This is a genomic window from Marmoricola sp. Leaf446 (genome assembly GCF_001424755.1).
In the GTDB taxonomy this organism is placed as follows: domain Bacteria; phylum Actinomycetota; class Actinomycetes; order Propionibacteriales; family Nocardioidaceae; genus Marmoricola.
Window position 1 is genome coordinate 539,850 of record NZ_LMRF01000001.1, and the last position, 21,566, is coordinate 561,415.

Sequence of the window (21,566 nt, forward strand, 5' to 3'; positions counted from 1 at the left end):
GGTGGGTCGTCCCTCAGGAGACCTCGGACACCAGCGCCGAGGCCGTACGACGCAGCAGCGGCACCGCCTCGGCGACCAGCTCGTCGGTCATCCGGGGCGCCGGGCCGGAGATCGACAGCGCCAGCGGGAGCGGGCCGCCGCCCAGCGCGACGGCGACGCACCGCACCCCGACCTCCTGCTCGCCCTCGTCGAGGGCGTAGCCGGCCTCGCGCACCTGTGCCAGCGCCGCCACGAACGCGTCGGCGTCGGTGATCGTGTGGTCGGTGTGGCGGGGGAGCCCGGTGCGGGCCAGCAGCGCGCGCACGTCGGCCTCGGGGGCACCCGCCAGCAGCGCCTTGCCGACGGCCGTGCAGTGCGGGTGCACCCGCCGGCCGACCTCGGTGAACATCCGCATCGCGTGCCGCCCGGGCGCCTGGGCGACGTAGGCCACCTGGTCGCCGTCGAGCATCGCCAGGTTGGCGGTCTCGCCCAGCGCGTCGACGAGCCCCCGCAGCAGCCGGTCCGTGCCGGCGCCGGCCATGGCGCTGGCCGAGCCGCCCAGCGGCACCAGGCGGAACCCCAGCGCGTAGCGCCGGTCGGGCATCTGGCGCATGTAGCCCCGGTCGACCAGCGTGCGCAGCAGCCGGTGCGTCGTGGGCAGGGGTACGCCGGTCACCTCGGCGATCTCGCCGATGCTCAACGTCCCGCCCCGGGCCGCCACCACCTCGAGCAGGTCGAGCGACCGGTGGACGGACTGCACGCCTCCGGACTGATTCATCCCGCTGTTCCTGGGCATGGAGAGGACCCCCCGGGTGTGACGGTTGACACCAGGTGCCGCCGTTGCCTAGTTTCCAATATCGAGCAGTGACGATTCCACATCGTGGAAAAACCGGCAAGCATCAAGGAGCTCCATGGATCAGCGCGTGCAGACCGGCGGCCTCGAGGTCGGGGCCCGCCTCCACGACTTCGTCGAGCAGGAGGCCCTGCCGGGCACCGGCATCGAGCCCGCGGCGTTCTGGGAGGGCCTGGCCGCGATCGTGCGTGACCTCGCCCCCCGCAACCGCGAGCTGCTGGCGAAGCGCGAGGAGATCCAGCAGCGCCTCGACGACTGGCACCGCGAGCACCCGGGCCGCCCCGACCAGGGCGCCTACACCGACCTGCTGCGCGAGCTGGGCTACCTGCTGGACGAGCCGGCCGAGGTCGCGGTGACCACCTCCGACGTCGACGAGGAGGTCGCCGAGATCGCCGGCCCGCAGCTGGTGGTGCCGCTGCTCAACGCGCGGTTCGCGACCAACGCCGTCAACGCCCGCTGGGGCTCGCTCTACGACGCGCTCTACGGCACCGACGTCATCTCCCACGAGGGCGACCTCGCCCCCGGCGACTCCTACAACGAGGTCCGCGGCGACGAGGTCATCCGGCGCGGTCGGGCCTTCCTCGACGAGCACTTCGCGCTGGCCTCGGGCTCCCACGCCGACGCCACGGCGTACGCCGTGGACGACGAGGGCGTCGCCGTCACCGTCGACGGCGAGGTCGTGCGGCTGGCCGACCCCGCGCAGCTGGTCGGCTTCCGCGGCCCCCGCGAGTCGCCCGAGGGCGTGCTGCTGGTCCACCACCGGCTCCACGTCGAGATCCAGGTCGACCCCGAGGACGCCATCGGCGCCACCGACCGCGCCGGCGTGAAGGACCTGCTCCTCGAGTCCGCGGTCTCCACGATCATGGACCTCGAGGACTCCGTGGCCGCCGTCGACGCCGAGGACAAGGTGCTCGGCTACCGCAACTGGCTGCACCTGATGCAGGGCACCCTGGCCGAGGAGGTCACCAAGGGCGGGAAGACCTTCACCCGCCGGATGAACCCCGACCGGACCTACAGCACGACCTCCGGCGAGGACGTCACGCTGCGCGGCCGCTCGCTGCTGTTCATCCGCCAGGTCGGCCACCTGATGACCACCGACGCCGTGCTCGACGGCGAGGGCCAGGAGGTGCCCGAGGGCATCCTCGACGCCGTCGTGACCGCGCTCGGCAGCGTGCGTGCGCTCCGGGGCGAGGCCGAGCTGACCAACTCGGCGACCGGCTCGCTCTACGTCGTCAAGCCCAAGATGCACGGCCCCGAGGAGGTCGCCTTCGCGGTCGAGCTCTTCGGCCGGGTCGAGGAGCTGCTCGGCCTGCCGCGGCTGACGATCAAGGTCGGCATCATGGACGAGGAGCGGCGTACGACGCTCAACCTCAAGGCCTGCATCGCCGAGGCCCGCGAGCGGGTCGCCTTCATCAACACCGGCTTCCTTGACCGCACCGGCGACGAGATCCACACCTCGATGCAGGCCGGCCCCGTCGTGCGCAAGAACGACATGAAGTCCGAGACCTGGATCAAGGCCTACGAGGACCTCAACGTCGACATCGGGCTGGAGTGCGGCCTGCTGGGCCGCGGCCAGATCGGCAAGGGCATGTGGGCGGCGCCCGACAGCCTCGCCGACATGCTCGAGACCAAGATCGGCCACCCGCAGGCGGGCGCCAGCTGCGCCTGGGTGCCCTCGCCGACGGCGGCCACGGTGCACGCGCTGCACTACCACCAGGTCGACGTCCGGGCCCGCCAGGAGGAGCTGCGCGACGGCGGCCGCCGCCGTGACCGCGAGGACCTGCTGCAGGTGCCGCTCGGCGACCCGGGGTCGTGGTCCGACGACGACCGCCAGGCCGAGATCGACAACAACCTGCAGAGCCTGCTGGGCTACGTCGTGCGCTGGGTCGACGCCGGCATCGGCTGCTCCAAGGTGCCCGACATCACCGGTGAGGCACTGATGGAGGACCGGGCCACCTGCCGCATCTCCGCCCAGCACGTCGCCAACTGGCTCCACCACGGCGTCGTGACGCCCGAGCAGGTCGAGGAGACGCTGCGCCGGATGGCGGGGGTCGTCGACGAGCAGAACGCCGGCGACGGCTCCTACACGCCGATGGCGCCCGGGTTCGACGGCGCGGCCTTCCAGGCCGCGCACGACCTGGTCTTCGAGGGCCTGCGCCAGCCCAGCGGCTACACCGAGCCGGTGCTGCACGCCCGCCGCGCCCAGAAGAAGGACCAGCTGCACTCGACCGAGAAGGGGAACGCCTGATGAGCGTGCTCGACCTGGAGACCGCCCGCGGCATCATCGCCGGGGCCCGTGCCCACGGCAGCTCCGCGGGGTTCAAGCCGCTGACCGTCGTGGTCCTCGACGCCGGCGGCCACGTGGTCGCCGTCGAGCGCGAGGACGGCGCGTCGATGAAGCGCTTCGAGATCGGGTTCGGCAAGGCCTACGGCGCCCTGTCGCTCGGCATGGGCTCGCGCTCGATCATGGCCCGGGCCGAGCAGCAGGCGTTCTTCGTCGCGGCCGTCACCTCCGCCGTCGGCGGGACGCTGGTCCCGGTGCCGGGCGGGGTGCTCGTCCGCGACGAGGGCGGCGACCTGCTGGGCGCGGTGGGCGTCACCGGCGACACCTCCGACAACGACGAGGCCGCGGCGGTGGCCGGCATCGAGGGTGCCGGTCTCACCCCCCAGGTCGACTGAGGAGCAGGCGATGACCACCACCGAGGACCGGCCGGACACCGCTGCGGGTGCCACCGCGGGCATCGACGCCGTCGCCGACGTGGCGCGCCGGCTGCTGCCGGAGTCGGGGGTCATCACCGACCGCACCCGGCTGCGCACCTACGAGTGCGACGGGCTCGCCCACTACCGCGTCACCCCGGCGCTGGTGGTCATCCCCGAGGACGCCGACCAGGCCGCCGCGATCGTGCGCGCCTGCGCCGAGCACGCCGTGCCCTACGTCGCGCGCGGGTCGGGCACCGGCCTGTCGGGCGGCGCGCTGCCCCACGCCGAGGGCGTGCTCGTCGTGACCTCGCGGATGCGGACCATCCGCGAGGTGCGCCGCGAGGACCAGCGCGCGGTGGTCGAGCCCGGGGTGATCAACCTCGACGTCACCAAGGCCGCCACCCCGCAGGGCTACTACTACGCCCCGGACCCCTCGAGCCAGCAGATCTGCTCGATCGGCGGCAACGTCGCCGAGAACAGCGGGGGCGCGCACTGCCTGAAGTACGGCTTCACCACCAACCACGTCACCGGCGCCGACTTCATCACCCCGGCTGGCGACCAGGTCACCCTCGGCGGGGCCGCACCCGACGCCCCGGGCTACGACCTGCTCGGGGCCGTCGTCGGCTCCGAGGGCACGCTCGGCATCGTCACCGCGACCACGGTCAAGCTGGTCCGGCTGCCCGAGGAGGTCCGCACGATCCTGGTGGGCTTCGAGTCCACCGACCAGGCGGGTGCGGCCACCTCGGCGATCATCTCCGCCGGCATCGTGCCCGCGGCCATCGAGATGATGGACGCGCTCGCGATCGAGGCCGCCGAGGCGGCCGTGCACTGCAACTACCCCGACGGCGCCGGCGCCGTGCTCGTCATCGAGCTCGACGGTGCCCGGGTCGAGGTCGAGGAGGAGTACGCCGAGGTCGCCCGCCTGTGCGAGGACAACGGCTCGTTCGAGCAGCGGCTCGCCACCGACCCGGCCGAGCGGGCGCTGATCTGGAAGGGCCGCAAGTCCGCCTTCGCGGCCGTGGGCCGGATCAGCCCCGACTACATCGTCCAGGACGGCGTCATCCCGCGCACCGCGCTGCCCGAGGTGCTGCGCGCCATTGCCGAGCTGTCCAGCTCGTCGGGCGTCCGCGTGGCCAACGTCTTCCACGCCGGCGACGGCAACCTGCACCCCCTGGTGCTCTTCGACGACTCCGTCGAGGGCGCCGGCGACGCGGCCGAGCAGGTCAGCGGCGCGATCCTCGACCTGTGCATCGAGCACGGCGGGTCGATCACCGGCGAGCACGGCGTGGGGATGGACAAGGCGAAGTACATGCCGCGGATGTACACCGACGAGGACCTCGACACCATGCAGCTGGTCCGGTGTGCCTTCGACCCGGCCAACATCTCCAACCCCGGCAAGGTCTTCCCGACCCCGCGCCTGTGCGGCGAGGTGCCGGGCCGCCACAAGGCCGCCCACCCGCTGCAGCAGGCCGGCCTGGCGGAGGTGTTCTGAGGATGACGACCCAGACCCTCGACGCGTCCGCCCGCGAGGCGGTCGGCTCGGCGTGCGCGCAGGTCGACGAGCCCGGTGCCGGTGACCACGTCGACGGCGTCGTGCCCGGGCTGGTGGCCCGGCCCGCCGACACCGACCAGGTCGCCGAGGTGCTGCGCGCCGCAGCGGCCCACGGGCTGAGCGTGGTGCCCCGCGGCGGCGGCACCAAGCTGTCGTGGGGCGTCGCGCCCCGCAGCGCCGACGTGCTGCTCGACGTCGGCGCCCTCGACCAGGTCCTCGACCACGCCGCCGGTGACCTCATCGTCGCCGCGCAGGCCGGGTGCCGGCTCGCCGACCTGCAGGACCGCGTCGCCCAGGGCGGCCAGCGGCTCGCCCTCGACGAGACCGTGCCGGGCACGACGGTGGGCGGCATGCTCGCCGCCAACACCAGCGGGCCGCGCCGCACGGCCGTGGGCTCCGCGCGCGACCTGCTCATCGGCATCACGATGGTCCGCGCCGACGGCGTGGTGGCCAAGGCCGGGGGACGGGTGGTCAAGAACGTCGCCGGCTACGACCTCGGCAAGCTGCTGATCGGCTCGGCCGGCACCCTCGGCGTCATCACCGACGCGACCTTCCGGCTCCACCCCGTGCCCGCGGCGTCGCGCTGGGTCAGCGTCCCCGTGGCCGACCCGGCCGAGGCGCTCCGGGTGACGCAGGCCGTGCTGCACGCGCAGGTGGTCCCCGCGGCCGTCGAGGTCGGCTGGGCCGACGGCGCCGGCACCGTCTCGGTGCTGCTCGAGGGCCGCGTCGACGGCGTGGCGGGTCGCACCGAGGCCACCCGGGCCCTGCTCGGCGAGGCGGCGACCGACTCCGAGGACGCCCCGGCGGGCGGCGCGACGTACCCCTGGGACACCACCGCCACCGGCGACGACCGGGCCACCGCACTCAAGCTGACCTTCGAGCTCTCGGCGCTCGGCGACGTGCTCGCCGCGACCGCGGGCACGACCGCGCAGGTGCGCGGCTCGGCCGGCTCCGGCGTGCTGTACGCCGCGCTGCCGGCGGGGACCGGCCCCGACGAGGCCGCGACCGTGCTCGACCGGCTGCGTCGCGTCTGCTCCCAGCGGGGTGGCGCGGCCGTGGTCGTCGACGCCCCGGCGGCCGTCAAGGCGGCGCTCGACGTGTGGGGCCCGGTGCCGGCGCTGGAGCTGATGCGCCGCGTGAAGGACCAGTTCGACCCTGACCACCGGCTCTCGCCGGGCCGCTTCGTGGGAGGCCTCTAGCCATGACCGACACCAGCCAGCGCGACACCTCCGGCACGCTCGGGGAGATGGGCACGGTCGTGGAGACCGGTGACCGCGCCGGGGCCGTCGACTGGGGCACCCCCGCTCCCGGTGGTGCCTTCGACGCCCACAAGCCGCCGGACGCCGCCCTCATCGGCGACTGCGTGCACTGCGGCTTCTGCCTGCCCACCTGCCCGACCTACGTGCTGTGGGGGGAGGAGATGGACAGCCCCCGCGGGCGCATCTACCTGATGAAGGAGGGGCTCGAGGGCGAGCCGATGGACGACGAGATGGTCGGCCACATCGACGCCTGCCTGGGCTGCATGGCCTGCGTGACCGCGTGTCCCTCGGGCGTGCAGTACGACGTCCTCATCGAGCAGACCCGCAACCAGGTCGAGCGCCGCCACGACCGCACCGTCGCCGACCGCGCGCTGCGCGGCCTGATCTTCGCACTCTTCCCGCACCCCAAGCGGCTCAAGCTGCTGCGCGGCCCGCTCAAGGCCATGCAGCGCACCGGCCTCGACCGGGCGATGCGCCGCACCGGCCTGCTCGACCGGATCTCCCCGCAGCTGGCCGTCATGGAGAGCCTGGCGCCGCAGCTGGGCAAGCCGCAGCCGCTGCCGGAGTACATCCACGCCACCGGCGAGCGCCGGATGGTCGTGGGGATGCTCGTCGGCTGCGTGCAGGGCGCGTTCTTCCCCGGCGTGAACTCCGCGACCGCGCGGGTGCTGCGCGCCGAGGGCTGCGACGTCGTCGTGCCCGCCTCGCAGGGCTGCTGCGGCGCGCTGTCGGCCCACAACGGCCGCGAGCCCGAGGCCCAGGACTTCGCCCGGCGGCTCGTCGACTCCTTCGAGGACTCCGGCGTCGAGCGGGTCGTGGTCAACGCGGCCGGCTGCGGCTCCACGATGAAGGAGTACGCCGCCCTGCTGGCCGACGACCCGGCGTACGCCTCCCGCGCGCAGGCGTTCGCCGAGAAGGTCCGCGACGTCTCGGAGATCCTCGTCGAGCTCGGTCCGGTGGCCCCGCGGCACCCGCTCGAGATGACGATCGCCTACCACGACGCCTGCCACCTCGCCCACGCCCAGGGCGTCCGCTCCGAGCCGCGTCAGCTGCTCGAGGCCATCCCCGGGCTGGAGCTGCGCGAGATCGCCGAGGCCGAGATCTGCTGCGGCTCGGCCGGCATCTACAACGTGCTCAACCCCGAGCCCGCCCGTGAGCTGGGGGACCGCAAGGCCGCCAACATCGTGCGGACCGGTGCGCAGGTGCTGGTCACCGCCAACCCGGGCTGCCTGATGCAGGTGACCTCGGCGATCGAGCGCGCCGGCCACCCGATGGGCATGGCCCACACCATCGAGGTGCTCGACGCCTCGATCCAGGGCGCGCCCGCCAGCGTGCTCCTCCCCGACCAGACGGCCTCCTAGGCCCACACTTCAGCGCAACGCACCGCACCACCCGCCCGCACCACCACGACCTCACCACGAACAGGGAGTAGTCACATGTTCCAGCAGGACCTGAATCCGGTAGGGGGGTCACTGGCCCTGTCCGCCCTGTGCGCGGCCATCCCCCTCGTCACGCTGTTCGTGCTGCTGGGAGGCCTGCGCCTCAAGGCGTGGGTGGCCGGCCTGATCTCGCTCGCCGTCGCCCTGGTCGTGGCCGTCGCGCTGTTCAAGATGCCGGTCGGCCAGGCGCTGCTCGCCGGCACCGAGGGGGCCGCGTTCGGCTTCTTCCCGATCCTGTGGATCGTCATCAACGCGATCTGGGTCTACAACCTGACCGTGGCCAGCGGCCACTTCGACGTGCTGCGCCGCTCGTTCGAGAAGGTCAGCCCCGACCAGCGGATCCAGGCGATCATCATCGCCTTCTGCTTCGGCGCCCTGCTCGAGGCGCTCGCCGGCTTCGGCACCCCGGTCGCGATCAGCGTCGTGATGCTGATGGCGCTGGGCTTCCAGCCCCTCAAGGCCGCGACCGTCGCCCTGATCGCCAACACCGCCCCGGTCGCCTTCGGCGCCCTGGCCACCCCGATCGTCACGCTCGCCTCGGTCACCTCGGGCGTCAACGACGACCCGCGCCTCAACATCGACACGCTCGGCGGCATGGTCGGTCGCCAGACCCCGATCCTCGCGGTCCTGGTGCCGCTGGTGCTGGTGTTCGTCGTCGACGGCAAGCGCGGCGTACGCCAGATGTGGCTGCCCTCGATCGTCTGCGGCCTCGCCTTCGGCCTCGCCCAGTTCGTGGCCGCCAACTACATCTCGGTGCCGCTGGCCGACATCGTCGCCGCCCTGGTCGCCGCCGGCGCCGTGGTGGGCCTGCTCCGCGTCTGGAAGCCCGCCCACGAGCTGACCGCCGCCGAGGTGGACCGCGAGACCGAGGCCGCGGACGGTGCCGACGGCGGCTCCGGCAGCGCCCCCTCGAAGCGCCGCCAGCCCTCGGGCATCTCCACCTCGGTGACCTCCTCCACCGGGCGGGGCGGCACCGCGACGGCGCGCGACACCGCGACGTCGGACAGCAGCGCCGACGTGGTCCGCGCCTACGCGCCGTACGCCGTGATCATCGCGATCTTCTCGATCACCAACATCCCGGCCGTCAAGGAGTTCCTGGCCGAGAAGCCGTTCACCTTCGCCTTCGCCTGGCCCGGCCTGGAGGTCCTCAACACGGCCGGTGAGCCCGTGTCGACGACGATGTTCAACTTCAACTGGCTGCCCGCGGCCGGCACGCTGATGATCTTCGCCGGTCTCATCACGATGGTGATCCTCAAGCTCTCGCCGGCCAAGGCGTTCAAGACCTACCTGGAGACCTACGTCGAGCTGAAGTCCGCGATCATCACCGTGATGGCGGTGCTCGCCCTGGCCTACGTGATGAACCTGTCGGGCCAGACCGGCTCGCTCGGTGCCTGGCTCGCCGGTGCCGGCGCGGCGTTCGCGATCATCTCGCCGATCCTGGGCTGGATCGGCGTCGCGGTCACCGGCTCGGACACCTCGGCCAACGCGCTCTTCGGTGCGCTGCAGGTGCAGACGGCCGTCGAGGCCGGCCTCGACCCGGTGCTGATGGCCTCGGCCAACACCTCGGGCGGCGTGCTCGGCAAGATGGTCAGCCCGCAGAACCTCGCCATCGCGGCCGCCGCGGTCGGCCTCGCCGGGCGCGAGGGCGACATCTTCCGCAAGGTCATCGGCTGGAGCCTCGGCCTGCTCGTGCTGATGTGCGTCATCGTCGGTCTGCAGGCCACCCCGGTGCTCAGCTGGATGGTGCCCGGGAGCTGATCGACGCACCGACCCCACGACGCCGACCGGGCAGAGGCTGCCCGGTCGGCGTCGTCACGTCCGGAGGTCGAAGCGGCGCAGGTGCGTCCACGGCCCGCCGTCGTAGCGCCACAGCTCCAGCGCCACGCCGGTGCACTCCCACGGCTCGAACCCCGACCGCAGCCGCTCCACGGTGGCGCGTGCCTCGTCGGCGTCGACCTTGTTCTGCACCGTGACGTGCAGCGACAGCGGCTGGGCGTCCTGGCGGGTGAGGTGGTCGTGCCAGCGCTCCTGCAAGCCCGCGTGCAGGTCGACCAGCGGGGGACAGCCGAGCCGGTACGCCGCCCCGCGGCCCAGCGGGCGGACCTCCTCGACGGCGACCGGCAGCCGCGGCCGGTCGGCGGCGGACCCGAGCGCGTCCTCGACGTCGGGGCGCAGGGCGGCGGGCAGGGCGTGGAACAGGGTGACGTGGGCGCCCACCGCGGTCCGGCCGGCCGGGAACAGCTCGCGCCGCTCGGCCTCGAACCGCTCCTGGGTGGGCTCGTCGAGCAGCAGCGTCACGATCAGCGGGGAGTCGGCCACCGCACCATCGTGACGGCCCCCTCCACACGGGCGGGTGCGCCGCCGCCCCCGGCGCTGGTTGACTGCCCGCATGAGCGACTCACCGTTCCCCCCCGGCATGGAGACCACCGGCCAGTTCGCGGACTGGCTCGGCATCGAGCTCGTCGAGACGACCGGCGACCGCGTCGTCGCGACGTGGTCGGCCCAGCCCAAGCTGCACCAGCCCTACGGCATCGTCCACGGCGGCGTGCACTGCAGCGTGGTGGAGACCCTCGCCAGCATCGGGGGCGCGTTCTGGCTCGGCGAGAAGGGCCAGGTCGTCGGCGTCAACAACAACACCGACTTCTACAAGGCGGTCCGCGAGGGCACGCTCACCTCGACCGCCACCCCGGTCCACCGCGGGCGCTCCCAGCAGGTCTGGGCCGTCGAGACGGTCTCCGAGGAGGGCAAGGTCGTCTCGCGGGGCCAGGTGCGCCTGCAGAACCTGTACGCCGAGGGCTGAGCCGCCCCGTCGGTCTCAGTCCAGCGTGGGCAGGTTGTCGCTGACCCGCTGGGTGCGCCACAGCAGCTGCTGGCCGTACGCCGGCTCGAGGGCGTCGCTGATCACGTGGGGCACGACCCGGCTGTAGTAGTCGGTGACCGGGCCGTCGGACTCGCGGACGATGCCACCGGCGGCCTCGCCGTCGACGATCCACGACCCGACCATCGCGTAGTTGTCGCCGTCGGCGGCGGTGCCGAAGTTGGGCAGCTCGACGTACTGCTGGTAGACCATCCGGTCGCCGGCGTACGCCCCGTCCTTGACGACCTCGGTGCCGTCGGCGCGGTGGACGACGATGTTGTCGCCCTCCCGGCCGCGCAGCGGCTTGGCGATCCACTCCTCGAGGTCGCGCGGCTCGTCGAAGTACGCCGGGAGCAGGTAGGGGCACTCGGGCCACATCTCCCACAGCACCGGCAGCAGCGCCTTGGTCGAGAGCAGCACCTTCCACGCCGGCTCGACCCACTTCACGGGGCTGAGCTCGGCGCCCGCGAGCAGGATCTGCCCGACGGGGTCCTCCTCGAGCATCGACTCCCAGGGATAGAGCTTGAAGGCGGCGCGGATCTCCTCGCCGTTGGCGTCCAGGAAGCGACCACGGCCGGGCTGGCTGACGTGCTCGTTCCACTGGATCAGCTCGATCGGCTGCACCGAGACCGTGAGCCCGGCCTGGGAGGCGGTGTCGGCCATGTAGTGGACGGTCATCTCCTCCTCGCCGGAGGTGTCGGCCTGGCTGTGGAACAGGTGCAGCCGGTGACCGGGCACGCGGCCCTGCCGGGCGAGCTCGCGCCAGCGGTCGACGAGCCGCTCGTGCAGGCTGTTCCACTGGTCGGTGTCCTCGGAGAAGGACAGGTCCTCCTTCCAGTGCCACTGCGCCACGGCGGTCTCCACGAGCCCGGTCGGGGTGTCGCCGTTGAGCTCCATCATCCGCAGGTCGATGCCGTCGTAGCGCAGGTCGAACCGGCCGTAGACGCTCGGGTCGCCCCGTCGGATCGAGTCGCGGACGTGCTCGAGCGTCCCGCGGGGCAGCCGCAGCGCGTCCTCGTCGAGGTCGCGCAGCATCTTCGGCACCGCCTCCAGGCACATCCCCCAGAGCTGCTCGGTGGCCTTCTCCATCACCTCGACCTCGTCGCCGGTGAACTCGTACCACGCCGCCTCGTTCCAGTACGGCGCCGTGCCCCCGCCGGGCAGGTCGGTCTCGGGGAAGATCAGGCCCTGCTGCTTGACCGTCTGGAGGAACTTCGGACGCGGGACGCTGCTGTGCCGCCACATGGCGAGGGCTCCCGGTCCGCTCAGGCGATCGAGGCGCAGACGATGGCCGAGATGGCCAGCGTCGAGGCCGCGCTCAGCACGGCCAGGGGCACCACCGGTCCGGGGGTGCACACCACGGCGCGCAGGTTGCCGGGGGTCACCAGGTCGATGGCCACCAGCATCACGGCGTTGAGGGCGCAGCCGACCAGCCCGAAGACCAGCGTCCACAGCAGGGCGTAGCCGAGGTCGGTGTCGCCGTTGGTCCAGATCGCGGTGAACACCACCGCGCCGTTGCCGATGACCCAGGCGCCCGCGACGGTGGCGGCGGAGTAGGACGCCGCGTGCTCGGTCGAGCCGAGCAGGTGCCGGCCGAGGTGCCCGGGGGTGAGCAGGTCGAGCACGAGGTAGGCCACGACCAGCACGGCGCCGGCGAGGACGGCGTACACGACGGCGTGGTAGAGCGCGGTCCAGAGGTCGAACATGGGCGGCCTTTCGGTCGGTCGGGAGCCGGCGGGCGGCTCAGGAGGAGGAGACGCCCTTGGAGGAGCCGAAGCCCCCGGACTTGGAGTAGGACTTGAACGACGAGGCCCCGTCGGCGGGGAGCCCGCCCCGCTGCACGCTGCGCCCGGAGCTGACCAGGCCGGAGCCGTTGAAGGTGCCGCCCGAGACCGGCGACCCGATGGCGGGGATGGAGCGTGCGGACTGGGTGCCGAGGTAGTACCAGAAGAAGCCGGTGCCGATCGAGCCGTTGTTGCCGTCGTAGTCCTCGGGCTCGTCGCTGTCGTCGCACAGCGAGTCGTCGGCCCGCTCCTGGGTCTCCGGGTCGACGCACACGGCCGCGACGTCGGGGTCGCCGCCGCAGCCGCTGAGGCTCGAGGCGGCGAGGACGGTGAGCCCGAGCGGGACGGCCCGGCTGGCGCGACGGAGGGTGGTGGTCATGGGTGCTCCTGCTGCCGTGGGTGGTGGACGGGGGCGAGGGCCTGCTCCAGGGCCTGGGGCCCGTGGTCGTGCTCGACCTGCAGCCGCAGCAGCGCGTTGTTCTCCCGCAGCAGCCCCAGCATCTCGCGCTGCTCGGCGTCGGTGAACGCGTCCGGGTCGTGGAGCACCGCACGGGTGAAGTGGGCGCCGGCGCAGAGCACCAGCAGCAGCATCGAGAGCATGAACAGCACGGCGACGCCGCGGCCGGCGGTGGTCACGGGGGAGTAGTCGCCGTACCCCGTGGTGGTGCCGGTGACGATCGCCCACCACATCGAGGCGACCGGACCGGTGCCCTCGATGGCCCAGTAGAGGCCCGAGGCGAGCAGGAAGTCAGCGACGAGCACCGCCAGCAGCAGCCGCGGCTCGTTGACCACGCGGTGCAGCACGCGCTTGACCGCCATCGTCCACGCTCCCCCCGGCCCGCACGCGCTGGCCTCCCGGGGCACGGTAGGGCACACGGCGTCCACGCACAGCACTTCCGCGCCGTGCGGCGCGACGGGTGTCCGTCAGGCGGCGGCCCGGCCGAGTGCCTCGAACTCCTCGTCGGTGAGCTCGATGGAGGCCGCGGCGGTGTTGGCGTCGAGGTGCTCGAGGCTCTTGGTGCCCGGGATCGGCAGCACCACGGGCGAGCGCTTCAGCAGCCAGGCGAGCGCGAGCTGCGAGGGGGAGGCGTCGTGCTCGCGGGCGGCGGCCGCGAGGGGGCCGTCCTCCTGGGACAGCTCCCCGGTGGCCAGCGGGAACCACGGGATGAAGCCGATGCCGTGCTCGGTGCAGTGGTCGAGCAGGGCCTCGGAGGAGCGGTCGGCGAGGTTGTAGAGGTTCTGGACCGACACGATCTCGGCCGTCTGCTGCGCCTCCTGGAGCTGCTCGACACTGACCTCGGACAGGCCGATGTGGCGGATCTTGCCCTCGTCCTGCAGCGCCTTGAGCTCGCCGACCTGGTCCGCGACGGGGTACGCCGGGTCGATGCGGTGCAGCTGGAACAGGTCGATGCGCTCCAGCCCGAGCCGGCGCAGCGACAGCTCGACCTCCTGGCGCAGGTAGGCCGGCTGGCCGAGCGGGGTCCACACGCCCGGGCCCTGGCGGGTGAGTCCGGCCTTGGTCGCGATGACGACGTCGTCGGCGTACGGGTGGAGGGCCTCGCGCAGCAGGTCCTCGGCGACGTAGGGGCCGTAGGAGTCGGCCGTGTCGAAGAGGGTCACCGCGATCTCGACGGCGCGGCGCAGCACGCGCACGGCGGCGTCGTGGTCGCGCGGCGGGCCCCAGACGCCCTCGCCGGGCAGCTGCATGGTGCCGTAGCCGAGGCGTACGACGGGCAGGTCGCCGCCCAGCTCGAAGGTCCCGGACGGTGCGGCGATGTTCTCGGTCACGCGGTGCTCCTCGGTGCGCTCGACGGCTGTGCTCTGGTCCCAAGGTCGGCGACCCGCGTGATGTTCCCCGGATCCCGACGAACCCTGCCGAACCGCCCCGCGCCAGGCGGCTCGCGTGGCAACCTGGGGAGGTGAACGCCCCGCTGCCGCGCCGGCCCGACCACGTCTTCGTGGCCCCGAGCCTGCTGCGCGTGGTGGTCAAGCTGCTGCTCGTGCTCTCGGCCGCGGGTCTGGGCGTGGCGGTGTGGCGGCTCTGGCGGGAGCAGCCGACCTGGCTGGTGGCCGTCGCGGTCGGGCTCGCCGTCGTGCTGGTGCTGTGCTGGGTGACGCTCATGGCGCGGGTGCCGCAGCGCATCACCATCACCGGACCGATGGTGCACATCCACCGCGGGGCCGAGGTCCACCGGTTCGACCTCGAGGACCCCGGCGTCGACCTGCTCGTGCGCGACGGGTCGGTCGCCTTCGGCCACTACCGCGACAACTGGGTGATCGTGCACGCGCGCGACGTGGACTGGCGACCGTTCATGGACGTCGTCATGAACTACCAGAACCGGGCCGACAGCAACGCCGAGGCCCGCGACGAACGCTTCAAGCGCTGACCCGGACCGGGATCGTGGAAAAAACTTCCGGATCCGGCGGAACCTCGGCGCTCCGACGACGATTACCGCAGGGAACGGCCCACGAGGACCTGTGGACCAGGGGGGCACCGGGACGTCGCTCGACGAGCGCGTCGACGCCCACCTGACCTGCGAGGCACCTCGTGATGGAGCTCCACCTCCCGCCCCCGGCCACGCCGGGAAGGGCACCGGTGCGAGGGGACGCACGACGGCCCCCCGGCACCCCCGATGACGTAGCCTGTCGGCCACCCCTACCCCCCGTTGGTGGCCGGCAGGTTACTTCGCGGGTCGGCCGAGAGACGAGGAGCCCGAGCACGTGGAGCTGTCCGACGACGTCGTCCGCGACGCCGCCGCAGGCGACGTGCAGGCCACCCGCCAGGTCTACGAGGCCCTCTCCCCACGCGTGCTGGGCTACCTGCGCTCACGGGGCGTCGAGGACCCCGAGGGCTGCACCTCCGAGGTCTTCCTGTCCCTCGTGCCGCGCCTGGTCGGCCTCGACGGCGGAGCGGCCGGGCTGCGGACGCTGGCGTTCTCGATCGCGCACGCCCGGGTCGTCGACGACGCCCGCCGGCGGGCGCGTCGGCCGCACGTCCTGGCCTACGAGCCCGAGCACGACGACCGCACCAGCGAGTCGGCAGAGCAGCGCGCCGTGGCCAGCGTCGAGGCGGAGCGGGCGGTGCGGCTGATGCAGCGCCTCGGTGAGGACCAGCGTGCGGTCGTCTCGCTGCGGGTGGTCGGCGACCTGACCCTGGAGGAGACCGCCCAGGTGCTGGGCAAGACGGTGCCCTCGGTCAAGCAGCTGCAGCGGCGTGGACTCGAGCGGCTGCGCGAGCTCATGGTCGCCCCGGAGGTGCCGTCGTGAGCCGTCTCCAGCTGGACGCCCTGGTGGCGGAGGCCGCCGCCGGGCTGGACCCCGTGGACCGCGACCACCTCCGCGAGGAGCTCGGCTGCCTGCTGTCCCTCGTCGACGACGCCCCCCCGGCCCCCTCGGCCGAGCTGGCCGCGCTGCTCGGCCCGCCCGCCACCGGTGGGGGGACCGTCGACCGCGACCTCGCCCACCTGGTCCCGCTGCGGCGACGCACGGGCCCGCGCGGTGCCGTCACCGGCGCGGTGGTGCTGGCGGTCGCCACCGTCGGGGCGACCGGCCTCTCGGCGGCGGCCAACTCGCTGCCCGCCCCGCTCCAGGAGCAGGTCGCCGACCTGTCCCGTGCCTACCTGCCCTTCGACTTCCCGCGTCCGCGCGGCGCGCTCGACCGCACCCCGGCGCTCGAGGAGCAGCCGGCCCCGCAGTCGCAGCCCGGCGTGCCCGTGGTGCCGCTGCCCGACGCGCCGGGTGGTCGTGACGACGAGGACCGGGTCGCGGCCCCCATGCGCGGTGAGGCCACCCGCACCCCCCAGCAGGCCCCGGCGCCCAGCGACGCCCGTCTCGGCGCCCCGCCGCGCTCGGCCACGGTGACGGTGGGATCGACGGGGTCCTCGAGCCCCTCGACCGCGCCGACGTCCGGCCCCCGCGCCCGCCGCGACGACGCGTCCCACCCGCGCCGCACCGACGCCGGGTCCGGGGCCAGCACCCACGAGAGCCCCGCAGCGAGCCCCGCAGCGAGCCCTGGTGCGGGCCCCACCGCCGGCCCGGGCGCCGGTGCGAGCGCGGGCCCGGAGCCCGCGGACGCCTCGACGGGCGACACCAGCCCCCGCACCCGCGGCCCCGCCCCGACGTGGGCACCCACCCCGTCCGTCGCGGCTGCACCCGCGCCGGGGCAGTCCGGGGTCCCCGCCCCGACGCTGGACGACCGCACGGCCCCCAGCGCCGCCGGCACGGCTCCGGGCTCCGGTCGGGGCACGGGTCGGAGCGGCGGCCAGGGCAGCGGTCAGCGCGGCCAGGGCGGCCACCGGGTCGACCCGGCCGACCCGGCCGACCCGAGCGACCCCGACGCGACCGAGCAGGTCCTCGGCGTCCTCGGCGTCGACGGGCTCGGCCCGCGCTGACCCGGTCCGGGCCCGGCTGGCAGGATCGTCGGACCATGTCGGCACCCCACGAGCCCGCCCTCCCGGCGCCTGCGCCCCGCCGCGGGCTCGCGGTGGCCGACGCCGCCTTCGTGACCGACCGTCTCCTCGTGGGCGGCGACCTCGACACCCGCGACCACCGGCTGGCGGCGACCCAGCTGCGCGAGCTGCTCGACGCCGGCCTGACCCACGTCGTCGACGCCCGGGTCGAGTGGTCCGACGAGGAGTGGGTGCACCAGCTCGCCCCCCAGGTCGGCTACCTGCACCACGGCATGGACGACGCGGGCCAGCGGGTGCCGGGCGCGTGGTTCGACCGGGGCGTGACGTGGGCCCAGGAGGCCATCGACCAAGGCGGGGTGGTCCTGACCCACTGCCACATGGGCATCAACCGCGGTCCCTCGCTCGGGTTCGCGGTGCTGCTGGCGCAGGGCTGGGACCCGGTCCAGGCGCTCGACCGGATCCGGGCGGTGCGCCCCATCGCCTGGGTGGCGTACGCCGAGGAGGCGCTGCGCTGGCACCACGACCGCGCCGGCTCGTCCCCGGCCGAGCTGGAGGCCGACCGGCGGCGGCTGGCCGACTGGCGGGCCACCCACGAGCTCGACCTGGCGGCCGTGATCCGTCGCAAGCGCGCCCAGGGCTGGTAGTCGCCCGGGCCCGGGTCAGCCCTCGATCACGGCGAGCAGCCAGGTGGGGCTCATCACGCGGCAGCCGAGCCCCTCGACGCGCATCTGCAGGCCGCGGTCGGCGGTGATCACCACGACGTCGTGGCCGCGCTCGCGGGCGGCGGCGGCCTCCTTCGACAGGGCGCTGTCGCCGTCGCGCGGGGCGTGCACCGTGCGCAGGTGGGCGTCGCGCCCGGCCGGGACGCCGCCCTTGGCCTTGCCCTCGAGCACCAGCACGATCTCGTCGTACGACGTGTCGGCGACCGCCAGCCGGCCGTGCAGCCGGGCCGCCGCGCCGGCCCGGTCGCGCCACCACCCGTCGGGGCGCGAGCCCACGACGTTGGCGCCGTCGACGAGGAGCACGGTCCGGGCCATCAGGGCAGCAGGTCCGCTCGCCCGAACATCTGCGCCGTCGCCCGGCCGGTCGGCGTGCCGGCGTCGAGGTCGGCGCCGGCGTCGACCAGCAGCCGCACCACCTCGTCCTCGCCCTTGAACAGCGCGCCGGCCACCGGGGACTGGTCGCGGCCGTTGCGCCGGTCGGCGTCGGCGCCGCGGTCGAGCAGCATCGCGACGGTCTCGGCGTGACCGTGGTAGGCCGCCAGCATCAGCAGCGTGTTGCCGTCGTGGTCGGCCACGTCGGCGGGCAGGCCGTGGTCGACGAAGCCGGCCAGCTCCGGGGTCATGCCCTCGCGGGCGAAGTGCTGGGCCAGCTCGACGACCCGGGCCGTCTCCTCGGGCGTCAGCGGCCGGCCCGTCGGCCCCTCGCCGGTCGGCGGGCCGCTCACGGCTCCACCCGCCACAGGGTGTGCTCGCCCGGGAGTCCCTTGAGGGTGACCGCCTCGGTCTGCTCCAGCCGCCAGGCCAGGTCCTCGCCCAGCTGCTCCTTCAGGCGGGCGGCGAGCTCGGTGCTGACCAGCACCTCGCCGCCCCCGGCCTGGTTGGCGACCCGCGCCGCCATCGCGACGTTGCGGCCGAACCAGTCGCCGTCGCGCTCGATCGCGCGGCCCGTGTGCAGGCCGATCCGCACCCGCACGGGGTGGTGGCGCAGTGCCCGGGGGACCCGCTCGCGCGCGAGCGCGCGCTGCACGTCGAGCGCGGCGGCGATGCCGAGCTCGGGGGTCGAGAACACCACCATGTAGCCGTCGCCGGCGCTCTTGACGATGTGGCCGCGGTGCTGGTCGAAGCAGCGGGAGAGCAGCTTGTCGTGGGCCTGGAGCACCTTGAGCCAGGTCTCGTCGCCGAGCTCGTCGTTGAGGGCGGTGGAGCCCTCGATGTCGGAGAACATGATGGTGACGTTGCCGTCCTCGTCGGCCACCCGCACGATCTCGGTCCGGTCCTCCAGCGCCCAGGCGGTGAGGTCCTCGATCGAGCTGACCAGCATGCCGCGCACGCCCTGCTCGCGGAGCCGGGTCACGGTCTCCATCGCCGTGCGCATCGCGGCGCCGGCCGCCTGCACGGCGCGGGGCCGCTCCTCGACGGCGACCGAGGTGGCCTGGTCACGCATCCGCCCCAGCTCCTCGCGGGTCTCGCGCAGCCGGCGCGTGGTGTCGAGGAGGGCGACCGCCGTGCCGACCAGCAGCACGCCGAGCAGGACGGCGACCCAGGCACTGGCGGACACGGGGCCCAGGGTGGCACAGCGCCGCCACCGACCGGGGAGACCGTGACGTTCGCGACAGCGACCCCCGGCGCACGACCGGCGTCACGTCGTCGGCCCGTCGAGGGCCATCAGCAGCAGGGCGGGCCGGTCCGCGGCCAGCCACGGCGGACGGAACGACCCGACCTCGCGCCAGCCGCGGCGGCGGTAGAGCGCGACGGCCCCCGCGTGCGTGGGCACCACGTCGAGCACGGGCACCCGACCGGCGGCACGGACGTGGGCGACCGCGGTGTCGAGCAGCCTGCCGCCGAGGCCCAGCCCGCGGGAGGCCAGCGCCACGAACAGCACCGAGACCGCGGCCAGCTCGTCCGGTCGCACGCCCGGGAGCGTCGCGGCGAAGCGGGCGGCCAGCTCGTCCCCGGGGGCGGTGACCGCGACGTGCCCCAGGACGGCGCCGTCCCGCTCGGCGACCCAGGCGGCGTGCTCGCCCGGGCGCACCAGGAAGTCCTCGACCGGGAACGGCAGCGGCCAGCGCAGCGGGTAGTGCGAGGTCGGCTGCTGCTCGGCCAGCAGGTGCGCCAGGCCCGGCACGTCCGCCGGACGGCGTGGACGCAGCACGACCCCGTCGACGCTCACGCCGGCCCCACGTAGAACCAGCGCCCCGCGCGCCGCTCGAAGCGGCTGACCTCGTGCATCCGCCCGGCTCCGTCGGGGGAGCGGTGGGAGGCGACGAACTCGACGACGTCGTCCTGCGCGCGGAGCACATCCAGGCCCGTCCAGGTCGTCGTCGGGTCGTGGACGACCCGCTCGGGCCGGGTGCGGGGGTGCCAGGTGCGCCACACGTGGTCGACCTCGCCGAGGGCGTACGCCGCGTAGCGCGAGCGCATCAGCTCCTCCGGGGTCGCCGCCTGCCGCTCGGCGCGGTGCAGCGGGCCGCAGCACGCGGCGTACGTCGTGCCGGACCCGCAGGGGCAGGGCTGCTGCGCCCGGGTGGGGACGGCCAGCGGGGTCGTGGGTCTCACCTGGTGAGTCTCCCGCACGGTCATGGGCCACCTTCTCTAGCGTGATAGTCGACTTAGCCCCGGACGTGAGGACGCCATGTCGCTCAGCACCCGCAGCACCTCGGACCCCTCCACCCCGGGGGAGGTCCCGGGGCAGGGCCTCGAGAAGGTCCCGCCGAGCCCCCGCCGCGTCGCGATCGCCTCGGCCGTCGGCGCCACCATCGAGTGGTACGACTTCTTCCTCTACGGCACCGCCGCGGGACTGGTCTTCGACAAGCTGTTCTTCAACGGCCTCGACGGGCCGGCCGCGCAGATCGCGGCGTTCGGCACCTTCGCCGTCGGCTTCGTCGCCCGCCCCGTCGGCGGGCTGGTCTTCGGCCACTTCGGCGACCGGGTCGGGCGCAAGCAGATGCTGCTGCTCACGCTGCTGATCATGGGGGTCGGCACGGCGGCGATCGGGCTGCTGCCGTCGTACGACCAGATCGGGGTGTGGGCGCCGGTCCTGCTCGTCACGCTGCGGGTGCTGCAGGGCATCGGCGTCGGGGGCGAGTACGGCGGCGCGGTGCTGCTCGCCGTGGAGTACGCCCCGGCGCGCAGGCGGGGGCTCTTCGGCTCCGCCGCCCACGTCGGGGTGCCCGGCGGCCTGTTCCTCGCCGCGTCGGCCTTCTCGGTGGTCAGCCTGCTGCCCGACGAGCAGTTCCTGGCATGGGGCTGGCGGCTGTGCTTCCTGTCCAGCATCGTGCTGCTCGCCATCGGGGCCTACATCCGGCTCCAGGTCATGGAGACGCCGGCGTTCGCCAAGGTGCAGGAGCGCCGCGAGGTCTCCTCGGTGCCGCTGCGCGACCTGCTGCGGGCTCAGCCGCGGCGGCTGCTGCTCGGCATGGGCACCCGCTTCGTCGAGGGGTTCACCTTCAACCTCTACTCGGTCTACCTGCTCGCCTACGTCGTCACCGACCTCGGGCTGCCGCGCTCCTGGGCGCTGGAGGGCATCGTGGTCGGCGCCTTCCTCGGGGTGGTGCTCGTGCCGGTCGCGGGTGCCCTGTCGGACCGGCTCGGCCGCAAGCGGGTCTTCTCCGCCGGCGCGACCGCGGCCCTGCTCTTCGCGGTGCCGACGGTGCTGCTGGTGCAGAGCGAGTCGCGGCTGGGCATCTTCGTCGCCCTCGTCGGCGGGCTCGGCGTGCTCTACGGCGTGGTCTACGGCCCGCTGGCGGCGTACTGGTCCGAGCTCTTCGACACCTCCTACCGCTACACCGCGCTGAGCACGCTCTACCAGGTGAGCGGGGTGGTGGCGTCGGGCCTGACGCCGCTGGTCGCCGCCTGGCTGGTAGCGCGCGGCGACGGCACGCTGTGGTGGGTCTCGGCGTACGCCGTGGGCGTGGCGCTGGTCAGCCTGGTCTCGGTCAGGCTGCTGCCGGAGACGGCCGGACGGGACCTCGACGAGCCCTGGCGCGTTGCAGCACCGCGTTAGTTTGGCGAG

At 73.9% G+C, this 21,566-nt stretch carries 24 protein-coding genes; 12 read left to right on the forward strand and 12 right to left on the reverse strand.

The window, feature by feature from the left end:
* Nucleotides 1-13 precede the first annotated feature (13 nt).
* Nucleotides 14-757, reverse strand: coding sequence for an IclR family transcriptional regulator (locus ASG49_RS02505; RefSeq protein WP_235561871.1), 744 nt, complete (start codon nt 755-757; stop codon nt 14-16).
* Nucleotides 758-890: 133 nt separating this feature from the next.
* Between ASG49_RS02505 and ASG49_RS02510 the strand changes: the two genes are divergently transcribed.
* The 6 genes from ASG49_RS02510 (at nt 891) to ASG49_RS02535 (ending at nt 9,540) form a co-directional block, all read left to right on the forward strand.
* A complete protein-coding gene (locus ASG49_RS02510) occupies nt 891-3,080 on the forward strand; it encodes a malate synthase G (RefSeq protein WP_056536669.1) in 2,190 nt (729 codons plus the stop codon).
* Nucleotides 3,080-3,511, forward strand: a complete 432-nt coding sequence (locus ASG49_RS02515) for a heme-binding protein (RefSeq protein ID WP_056536672.1) — start codon at nt 3,080-3,082, stop codon at nt 3,509-3,511. The genes ASG49_RS02510 and ASG49_RS02515 overlap by 1 nt, the downstream gene beginning before the upstream one ends.
* Nucleotides 3,512-3,521: 10 nt before the next feature.
* On the forward strand, nt 3,522-5,024 hold the full coding sequence (locus tag ASG49_RS02520) for an FAD-linked oxidase C-terminal domain-containing protein (protein ID WP_056536675.1): 1,503 nt from the start codon (nt 3,522-3,524) through the stop codon (nt 5,022-5,024).
* A 2-nt stretch (nt 5,025-5,026) separates the two neighbouring features.
* A complete protein-coding gene (locus ASG49_RS02525) occupies nt 5,027-6,283 on the forward strand; it encodes an FAD-binding oxidoreductase (protein WP_056536678.1) in 1,257 nt (418 codons plus the stop codon).
* Nucleotides 6,284-6,285: 2 nt separating this feature from the next.
* The gene (gene glcF, locus ASG49_RS02530; RefSeq protein ID WP_235561872.1) at nt 6,286-7,704 is read left to right on the forward strand and encodes a glycolate oxidase subunit GlcF; all 1,419 of its coding nucleotides are present in this window, start codon (nt 6,286-6,288) and stop codon (nt 7,702-7,704) included.
* A 75-nt stretch (nt 7,705-7,779) separates the two neighbouring features.
* Nucleotides 7,780-9,540 (forward strand): L-lactate permease, encoded by a 1,761-nt coding sequence (locus ASG49_RS02535; RefSeq protein WP_056536681.1) that lies wholly within the window; start codon nt 7,780-7,782, stop codon nt 9,538-9,540.
* Nucleotides 9,541-9,594: 54 nt separating this feature from the next.
* Here ASG49_RS02535 and ASG49_RS02540 read toward each other — a convergent pair whose 3' ends face one another.
* Nucleotides 9,595-10,101 (reverse strand): 2'-5' RNA ligase family protein, encoded by a 507-nt coding sequence (locus ASG49_RS02540; protein ID WP_056536684.1) that lies wholly within the window; start codon nt 10,099-10,101, stop codon nt 9,595-9,597.
* Between the two features lie 70 nt (nt 10,102-10,171).
* On the opposite strand from ASG49_RS02540, the gene ASG49_RS02545 reads away from it, so the two are divergent.
* Nucleotides 10,172-10,582, forward strand: coding sequence for a PaaI family thioesterase (locus ASG49_RS02545; RefSeq protein ID WP_235561873.1), 411 nt, complete (start codon nt 10,172-10,174; stop codon nt 10,580-10,582).
* A 15-nt stretch (nt 10,583-10,597) separates the two neighbouring features.
* On the opposite strand, the gene ASG49_RS02550 is transcribed toward ASG49_RS02545, so the two are convergent.
* The 5 genes from ASG49_RS02550 to ASG49_RS02570 form a co-directional block, all read right to left on the reverse strand.
* A complete protein-coding gene (locus ASG49_RS02550) occupies nt 10,598-11,884 on the reverse strand; it encodes a glutathionylspermidine synthase family protein (protein WP_082533719.1) in 1,287 nt (428 codons plus the stop codon).
* A 20-nt stretch (nt 11,885-11,904) separates the two neighbouring features.
* The gene (locus tag ASG49_RS02555) at nt 11,905-12,345 is read right to left on the reverse strand and encodes a DUF350 domain-containing protein (RefSeq protein WP_056536690.1); all 441 of its coding nucleotides are present in this window, start codon (nt 12,343-12,345) and stop codon (nt 11,905-11,907) included.
* A gap of 37 nt (nt 12,346-12,382) precedes the next feature.
* The gene (locus ASG49_RS02560) at nt 12,383-12,802 is read right to left on the reverse strand and encodes a hypothetical protein (RefSeq protein ID WP_056536692.1); all 420 of its coding nucleotides are present in this window, start codon (nt 12,800-12,802) and stop codon (nt 12,383-12,385) included.
* Nucleotides 12,799-13,242, reverse strand: a complete 444-nt coding sequence (locus ASG49_RS02565) for a potassium channel family protein (RefSeq protein ID WP_056536696.1) — start codon at nt 13,240-13,242, stop codon at nt 12,799-12,801. The genes ASG49_RS02560 and ASG49_RS02565 overlap by 4 nt, the downstream gene beginning before the upstream one ends.
* Nucleotides 13,243-13,347: 105 nt before the next feature.
* The gene (locus ASG49_RS02570) at nt 13,348-14,211 is read right to left on the reverse strand and encodes an aldo/keto reductase (RefSeq protein ID WP_056536699.1); all 864 of its coding nucleotides are present in this window, start codon (nt 14,209-14,211) and stop codon (nt 13,348-13,350) included.
* Nucleotides 14,212-14,342: 131 nt separating this feature from the next.
* On the opposite strand from ASG49_RS02570, the gene ASG49_RS02575 reads away from it, so the two are divergent.
* The 4 genes from ASG49_RS02575 (at nt 14,343) to ASG49_RS02590 (ending at nt 17,476) form a co-directional block, all read left to right on the forward strand.
* The gene (locus tag ASG49_RS02575) at nt 14,343-14,810 is read left to right on the forward strand and encodes a hypothetical protein (protein ID WP_056536702.1); all 468 of its coding nucleotides are present in this window, start codon (nt 14,343-14,345) and stop codon (nt 14,808-14,810) included.
* A 334-nt stretch (nt 14,811-15,144) separates the two neighbouring features.
* Nucleotides 15,145-15,690: an RNA polymerase sigma factor gene (locus ASG49_RS02580; protein ID WP_056536705.1), complete on the forward strand. Its 546-nt coding sequence runs from the start codon at nt 15,145-15,147 to the stop codon at nt 15,688-15,690.
* The gene (locus tag ASG49_RS02585) at nt 15,687-16,814 is read left to right on the forward strand and encodes a hypothetical protein (protein WP_056536708.1); all 1,128 of its coding nucleotides are present in this window, start codon (nt 15,687-15,689) and stop codon (nt 16,812-16,814) included. Before ASG49_RS02580 ends, ASG49_RS02585 begins: the two co-directional genes overlap by 4 nt.
* Before the next feature lie 35 nt (nt 16,815-16,849).
* Nucleotides 16,850-17,476, forward strand: a complete 627-nt coding sequence (locus tag ASG49_RS02590; RefSeq protein WP_056536711.1) for a dual specificity protein phosphatase — start codon at nt 16,850-16,852, stop codon at nt 17,474-17,476.
* 15 nt (nt 17,477-17,491) lie between these two features.
* Here the strand turns inward: ASG49_RS02590 and ASG49_RS02595 are convergent, their stop codons facing one another.
* From ASG49_RS02595 to ASG49_RS02615, 5 genes are all read right to left on the reverse strand, one after another.
* On the reverse strand, nt 17,492-17,869 hold the full coding sequence (locus ASG49_RS02595; RefSeq protein ID WP_056536714.1) for an NYN domain-containing protein: 378 nt from the start codon (nt 17,867-17,869) through the stop codon (nt 17,492-17,494).
* Nucleotides 17,869-18,279, reverse strand: a complete 411-nt coding sequence (locus ASG49_RS02600) for an ankyrin repeat domain-containing protein (protein ID WP_235561874.1) — start codon at nt 18,277-18,279, stop codon at nt 17,869-17,871. The genes ASG49_RS02595 and ASG49_RS02600 overlap by 1 nt, the downstream gene beginning before the upstream one ends.
* The gene (locus ASG49_RS02605) at nt 18,276-19,112 is read right to left on the reverse strand and encodes an adenylate/guanylate cyclase domain-containing protein (RefSeq protein ID WP_082533721.1); all 837 of its coding nucleotides are present in this window, start codon (nt 19,110-19,112) and stop codon (nt 18,276-18,278) included. Before ASG49_RS02605 ends, ASG49_RS02600 begins: the two co-directional genes overlap by 4 nt.
* Before the next feature lie 81 nt (nt 19,113-19,193).
* Nucleotides 19,194-19,724 (reverse strand): GNAT family N-acetyltransferase, encoded by a 531-nt coding sequence (locus ASG49_RS02610; RefSeq protein ID WP_200936184.1) that lies wholly within the window; start codon nt 19,722-19,724, stop codon nt 19,194-19,196.
* Nucleotides 19,721-20,110: a YchJ family protein gene (locus tag ASG49_RS02615; protein ID WP_235561875.1), complete on the reverse strand. Its 390-nt coding sequence runs from the start codon at nt 20,108-20,110 to the stop codon at nt 19,721-19,723. Before ASG49_RS02615 ends, ASG49_RS02610 begins: the two co-directional genes overlap by 4 nt.
* A gap of 76 nt (nt 20,111-20,186) precedes the next feature.
* Here ASG49_RS02615 and ASG49_RS02620 point away from each other — a divergent pair, with 76 nt between their 5' ends.
* Nucleotides 20,187-21,557: an MFS transporter gene (locus ASG49_RS02620; protein WP_082533723.1), complete on the forward strand. Its 1,371-nt coding sequence runs from the start codon at nt 20,187-20,189 to the stop codon at nt 21,555-21,557.
* The last annotated feature ends 9 nt before the right edge of the window (nt 21,558-21,566 follow it).

What these genes read in the sequence shown, in the direction of transcription:
- ASG49_RS02565 (WP_056536696.1), bottom strand. Translation starts at nt 13,242, where the DNA reads ATGGCGGTCAAGCGCGTGCTGCACCGCGTGGTCAACGAGCCGCGGCTG.
- ASG49_RS02560 (WP_056536692.1), bottom strand. Translation starts at nt 12,802, where the DNA reads ATGACCACCACCCTCCGTCGCGCCAGCCGGGCCGTCCCGCTCGGGCTC.
- ASG49_RS02520 (WP_056536675.1), top strand. Translation starts at nt 3,522, where the DNA reads ATGACCACCACCGAGGACCGGCCGGACACCGCTGCGGGTGCCACCGCG.
- ASG49_RS02590 (WP_056536711.1), top strand. Translation starts at nt 16,850, where the DNA reads ATGTCGGCACCCCACGAGCCCGCCCTCCCGGCGCCTGCGCCCCGCCGC.
- ASG49_RS02545 (WP_235561873.1), top strand. Translation starts at nt 10,172, where the DNA reads ATGAGCGACTCACCGTTCCCCCCCGGCATGGAGACCACCGGCCAGTTC.
- ASG49_RS02555 (WP_056536690.1), bottom strand. Translation starts at nt 12,345, where the DNA reads ATGTTCGACCTCTGGACCGCGCTCTACCACGCCGTCGTGTACGCCGTC.
- ASG49_RS02525 (WP_056536678.1), top strand. Translation starts at nt 5,027, where the DNA reads ATGACGACCCAGACCCTCGACGCGTCCGCCCGCGAGGCGGTCGGCTCG.
- ASG49_RS02550 (WP_082533719.1), bottom strand. Translation starts at nt 11,884, where the DNA reads ATGTGGCGGCACAGCAGCGTCCCGCGTCCGAAGTTCCTCCAGACGGTC.
- ASG49_RS02595 (WP_056536714.1), bottom strand. Translation starts at nt 17,869, where the DNA reads ATGGCCCGGACCGTGCTCCTCGTCGACGGCGCCAACGTCGTGGGCTCG.
- ASG49_RS02515 (WP_056536672.1), top strand. Translation starts at nt 3,080, where the DNA reads ATGAGCGTGCTCGACCTGGAGACCGCCCGCGGCATCATCGCCGGGGCC.
- ASG49_RS02510 (WP_056536669.1), top strand. Translation starts at nt 891, where the DNA reads ATGGATCAGCGCGTGCAGACCGGCGGCCTCGAGGTCGGGGCCCGCCTC.
- ASG49_RS02620 (WP_082533723.1), top strand. Translation starts at nt 20,187, where the DNA reads ATGTCGCTCAGCACCCGCAGCACCTCGGACCCCTCCACCCCGGGGGAG.
- ASG49_RS02535 (WP_056536681.1), top strand. Translation starts at nt 7,780, where the DNA reads ATGTTCCAGCAGGACCTGAATCCGGTAGGGGGGTCACTGGCCCTGTCC.
- glcF (WP_235561872.1), top strand. Translation starts at nt 6,286, where the DNA reads ATGACCGACACCAGCCAGCGCGACACCTCCGGCACGCTCGGGGAGATG.
- ASG49_RS02505 (WP_235561871.1), bottom strand. Translation starts at nt 757, where the DNA reads ATGAATCAGTCCGGAGGCGTGCAGTCCGTCCACCGGTCGCTCGACCTG.